We start from the raw sequence: 5,017 nt of genomic DNA on the forward strand, positions 1-5,017 counted from the left end.
GGGTGGGGATGGTGGGGCCGGTGGCGGTGAGTAACTGGGCGCCACCACGGCTCAGGCCCGCACGGAGCGAAAGTACGGCCGTCATGACACCGGCTCCCTGAGCGCTCGATCGACGGGGACCTCCGCCGTCACCGTCACCGCGGCCGGGTCGAGATCGCGCGGTGTCGGCATCACGCTGCCCGGCAGCCGCACCGCGGCCGCGCCGTGTGCCACCGCGGAGGCGAGGGCTTCGGGGCCGCTGCCGCCCGCGATCAGGAAGCCCGCAAGGGAGGAGTCGCCGGCGCCGACGTTGCTGCGCACGGTGTCCACGCGGGCGCTGCCGAACCAGGCGCCCGAGGCGTTGACCAGCACCTGGCCGTCCGCGCCGAGGCTGGCGAGCACGGCGCCCGCACCCATCTCCCTCAGTTCCTCGGCGGCCTTGACCGCGTCACCGACCGTGGCCAGGGGGCGGCCCACGGCCTCGGCGAGTTCCTCGGCGTTGGGCTTCACGACGTCGGGGCGCTCGCGCAGGGCGGCCAGTAGCGCGGGGCCGGAGGTGTCGAGCGCGATCCGGGTGCCCGCCGCGTGGGCGCGGGCGACCAGGGCGGCGTACCAGGAGGGCGCGAGCCCGCGTGGGAGGCTGCCGCAGCAGGCGATCCAGGAGGCGTCGCGGGACTGGACGCGTACGGTCTCCAGGAGCAACTCCTCCTCGGCGGCGGAGAGTTCGGGACCGGGTGCGTTGATCTTCGTGAGGACGCCGTCGGCCTCGGCGAGCGCGATGTTCGAGCGGGTCGGCCCGGAGACCGGTACGGGTGCGACCTCGATGCCCTGCGCGTCGAGCAGGTCCGCGACCAGTGCGCCCGGCGCGCCACCCAACGGCAGTACGGCCACGGTGCGCTGCCCCGCGGCCGCGACCGCCCGTGAGACGTTGACGCCCTTGCCTCCAGGGTCCATGCGTTCGCCGGTGGCCCGGATGACCTCACCGCGGTCGAGCGAGGGGACCTCGTACGTACGGTCGAGGGAGGGGTTGGGGGTGACGGTGAGGATCATGCGCGCACCACTTCCGTGCCGCCGCGCTCGATCGCGGTGGCGTCTTCCGGGCTGAGCCCGCTGTCGGTGATCATCAGGTCCACGTCACCCAGGTCGCCGAAGCGGGCGAAGTGCTCCTGGCCGTGCTTGGCGGAGTCGGTGAGCAGCACCACGCGGCGGGCGGCCGCGATCGCCGCCCGCTTCACAGCGGCTTCGGCGAGGTCGGGGGTGGTCAGCCCGTGCTCGGCGGAGAAGCCGTTCGCGGCGACGAACAGCACATCGGCGCGGATCTCGCCGTAGGCGCGCAGGGCCCAGGCGTCGACGGCCGCGCGCGTACGGTGCCGTACGCGGCCGCCAACCAGGTGGAGCTGGATGCCGGGGTGGTCCGCGAGGCGGACCGCGTTGGGGAGGCTGTGCGTGACGACGGTGAGCGTGGCCTCCAGCGGGACGGCGGCGGCCAGGCGGGCGACGGTCGTACCGGCGTCGAGGATCACCGTGCCCTCCCTGGGCAGCTCGGCGAGGGCGGCCTTGGCGATACGGTCCTTCTCGTCGGCCGCGGTGCCCTCGCGCTCGGCGAGGTCGGGCTCGAAGTCGAGGCGCCCCACGGGGATGGCTCCGCCGTGCACGCGGCGGACGAGGCCCGCCCTGTCCAGGGCCTTCAGGTCGCGCCGGATCGTCTCGGCCGTGACCTGGAACTCCTCCGCCAGGGAGAGCACGTCGACCCGGCCGCCGTCACGGGCGAGCCGGAGAATCTCCTGCTGCCGCTCCGGTGCGTACATGTCCGTTCGCCTCCGACTCCCTGCCTGGTGATGCCCGAACGTGTGGTTTCGCAGGGAGGCTACGCCTGGATGTCGAGAAAGTAAACAGGTTCGGGCACACCTCAGACACAAACGGGCATTGAGTAATGCCGGGCAGGGGCGGCAGGCAGTGGCCGTTACGGCACACGCCCCTGCCCGGCGGAACGCACGACAGGCGCGGTCCGCCGGGCAGCTGAGGCCCTGCCAGGGGTGGTTCGGGGCCTGCCAGGAAGTGTTCAGGGCCTGCCAGGAGGTGTCGGGGCCCCGCCATGGGGCGTACTGGTCTCTGAGGGCCCCTCAGGCATGTCGGGGTGGGGTCAGGCCTGCCGGGGTGAGGTCAGGCCTATCGGGGTGAGGTCAGGCCTATCGGGGTGCGGTCAGGCCTGCCGGGACTGGGGTTCAGGAGACGAGCTCCGGTACGCGCTCGTTCGCCGACTCACGCTCCTCCGGCGGTTCCTGTTGCCCCGTCGGCCGCTTCGGCAGGGCGAACATCAGCAGGAAGATCGCCAGGAGCACCGCCGCGACCCAACCGAGGGAGTTCTGGAAGGCGTTCGCGAAGGCGGGGCCGATCTCCGCCCGCGCCGGCCGGTCGTCCGTCATCCCCGCCAGCCGGTCGTCCATGGTCCCGAAGAAGACCACCGACACCAGGCCGAGCCCCAGTGCGTTGCCCATCTGCTGAACGGTGCTGATCAGGCCGGACGCGGAGCCCGAGTGCTCACGCGGGACCTCCGAGAGGATCGCGTCGGTCAGCGGGGCCACGATCAGGCCCATGCCCGCGCCCATCACGACCAGCGGGAGCGCCATCTGCCAGGAGGCGATGGCCATGCCGTACCGCTCGGACTCCCAGACATAGAGCAGGACTCCGGCCGCCATCACCAGTGCGCCGGCCTGCAGGACCTTCCGGCCGAAGCGGGGGACCAGCTTCTGGACCGAGACACCGGCGGCCACGGAGACGGCGATCGAGAACGGCACGCCGGTCAGCCCGGCCCGTAGTTCGCTCCAGCCGAGACCGAACTGCATGTAGAGCGTCCAGACCAGGAAGAAGACACCGAGGCCCACGCCGAAGACCGTCTGGACTGCGATACCGGCGGCGAAGCTCTTCACCCTGAACAGGGACAGCTCGATGAGCGGCGAGCCGTCGATCCGCGTCTTCCGCCTCTCGTACGCCACCAGCGCCCCGAGCACGACCAGCGCGCCCGCCATCGACACGTACCCCCACAGCGGCCAGCCCAGCTCGCGCCCGCGGGTGAGCGGGTAGAGCAGCATCAGCAGTCCGAGGGTCACCAGGGCGACGCCCACGAGGTCGAGCCGCAGGGCGTGCGGGGCCCTGGACTCGGTGATGAACCGGCGGCCGAGGACCAGGCCCGCGATGCCGACCGGCAGGTTGATGAGGAAGATCGGGCGCCATCCCAGGCCGAACAGGTCCCACTCGATGAGCAGTGCGCCGAGCAGCGGACCGGAGACCGCGCCAAGACCCACGATCGCGCCGAACAGCCCGAAGACCTTGCCGCGCTCGTGCGCCGGGAAGGTGGCGTGCACGATCGACAGCACCTGCGGCACCATCAGCGCGGCCATGGCGCCCTGCAGGATACGCGCGGCGACCAGCATCTCCGGGCCGGCGGCGAAGCCGCACAGCGCCGAGGCGACCGTGAAACCGCCGATGCCGATGAGGAACAGCCGCTTGCGGCCGTGGATGTCGCCCAGCCGCCCGCCGGTGACGAGCCCGGCGGCGAAGGCCAGCGCGTACCCCGCGGTGATCCACTGGATCTGGCTGAACGTCGCGCCCGCGTCCCGCTGGATCGACGGGATCGCGACGTTGACGATCGTGACGTCGACCAGGTCCATGAAGGCCGCGGTCATGACGATGGCGAGGGCGAACCAACGGTGGCGCTCCGCTTGGGGCGTGTCGGGCGCCGTCCGCGTGGCCGTTGTGTCATGGCTGCGGATCGTGTCTTGAGTGCGGGCCGTTTCTTGACTGCGGGCCGTTTCTTGACTGCGGGTCATGTCATGGCTGCGGGTCGTTCGTGGCTGGTCGCGCGGTTCCTCACGCCCCTGCGGGATGCGGGCGCGACGTTCAGCCGGACTGTCGGGCAATGGATCGCTTGAGGTCATGCGGTGAAGCTAGAGCCCCTATAGGTCAGATCATGTCCTATTCCTACGGCACCCTGAGGCCCATGACGACCGACACCCCGGCACGGCTCCTCCAGCTTCTCTCCCTCCTCCAGACCCCGCGGGAATGGCCCGGCGGTGAGCTCGCCGACCGGCTCGGTGTCTCCCGTCGCACCGTCCGGCGGGACATCGACCGGCTGCGCGAGCTCGGCTACCCGGTGCAGGCGACCAAGGGAGCCGACGGCGGCTACCGGCTGGTGGCCGGAAAGGCCATGCCCCCGCTGGTCCTCGACGACGAGGAGGCGGTCGCGATCGCGGTCGGGCTGCGCGCCGGAGCCGGGCACGCCGTCGAGGGCGTGGACGAGGCCTCCGTACGGGCGCTCGCCAAGCTGGAACAGGTGCTGCCCTCGCGGCTGCGCCACCGGGTCTCCACTCTGCAGGCCGCGACCACTCCCCTGACCAGCGGTGACGGGGCGACCGTGGCACCGGAGACGCTGACGGTGATGGCCTCGGCGGTGGCCGGGCAAGAGCGGCTGCGGTTCGCGTACCGCTCCGGGGACGGCACGGAGTCGCGGCGCCTGACGGAGCCGTACCGACTCGTCTCGACCGGCCGGCGCTGGTACCTCGTCGCGTACGACCTCGACCGCGCCGACTGGCGCACGTTCCGTGTCGACCGGGTCAGCGACCCCCTCGCGACGGGTGCGCGATTCTCGCCGCGCGAGCTGCCGACGGGGAGCGCGGCGGAGTATCTGCGGCAGTCGATGTACCGGCGGCAGGAGACATACGAGTTCGATGTCACCTTCGCCGCACCCGTGGAGTTCGTCGTGGCGCGGCTGCCCGCGTGGCTGGGCCCGCCCGAGCCGGTCGACGAACACAGCTGCCGGCTACGGGCCACCGCGGGCGACTCCGTGGAATGGCTGGCGCTGCGACTGGCACTGGTCGACTGCGAGTTCACCGTGCATGAGCCGCCGGAACTGCTCGGATACGTCAGGGAGTTGGGCGAGCGGCTGACGCGGGCGGGAAAGGCGCCTGACCGCCTGACTGACTGACATCAAGCTGAGGTGGAGCCGGCTTCGAGCTGAGGTGGAGCCAGGCTTCGGCCC

Annotated in this window: 4 protein-coding genes; 1 reads left to right on the top strand and 3 read right to left on the bottom strand. The window is 71.8% G+C overall.

Features of this window, described 5'->3' with window-relative positions:
* Positions 1–81 precede the first annotated feature (81 nt).
* From pfkB to FNH04_RS41065, 3 genes are all read right to left on the bottom strand, one after another.
* A complete protein-coding gene (gene pfkB / locus FNH04_RS41055) occupies positions 82–1,029 on the bottom strand; it encodes a 1-phosphofructokinase (protein ID WP_152791279.1) in 948 nt (315 codons plus the stop codon).
* Complete coding sequence (locus tag FNH04_RS41060; RefSeq protein WP_152791280.1) at positions 1,026–1,787, bottom strand: DeoR/GlpR family DNA-binding transcription regulator; 762 nt, start codon at positions 1,785–1,787, stop codon at positions 1,026–1,028. The genes pfkB and FNH04_RS41060 overlap by 4 nt, the downstream gene beginning before the upstream one ends.
* Positions 1,788–2,204: 417 nt before the next feature.
* Positions 2,205–3,665, bottom strand: coding sequence for an MFS transporter (locus tag FNH04_RS41065; protein ID WP_228031921.1), 1,461 nt, complete (start codon positions 3,663–3,665; stop codon positions 2,205–2,207).
* A 314-nt stretch (positions 3,666–3,979) separates the two neighbouring features.
* Between FNH04_RS41065 and FNH04_RS41070 the strand changes: the two genes are divergently transcribed.
* Positions 3,980–4,963, top strand: coding sequence for a helix-turn-helix transcriptional regulator (locus tag FNH04_RS41070; protein ID WP_152791282.1), 984 nt, complete (start codon positions 3,980–3,982; stop codon positions 4,961–4,963).
* Positions 4,964–5,017 lie beyond the last annotated feature (54 nt).

It is taken from the genome of Streptomyces phyllanthi (assembly GCF_009377205.1).
Lineage (GTDB): Bacteria > Actinomycetota > Actinomycetes > Streptomycetales > Streptomycetaceae > Streptomyces > Streptomyces phyllanthi.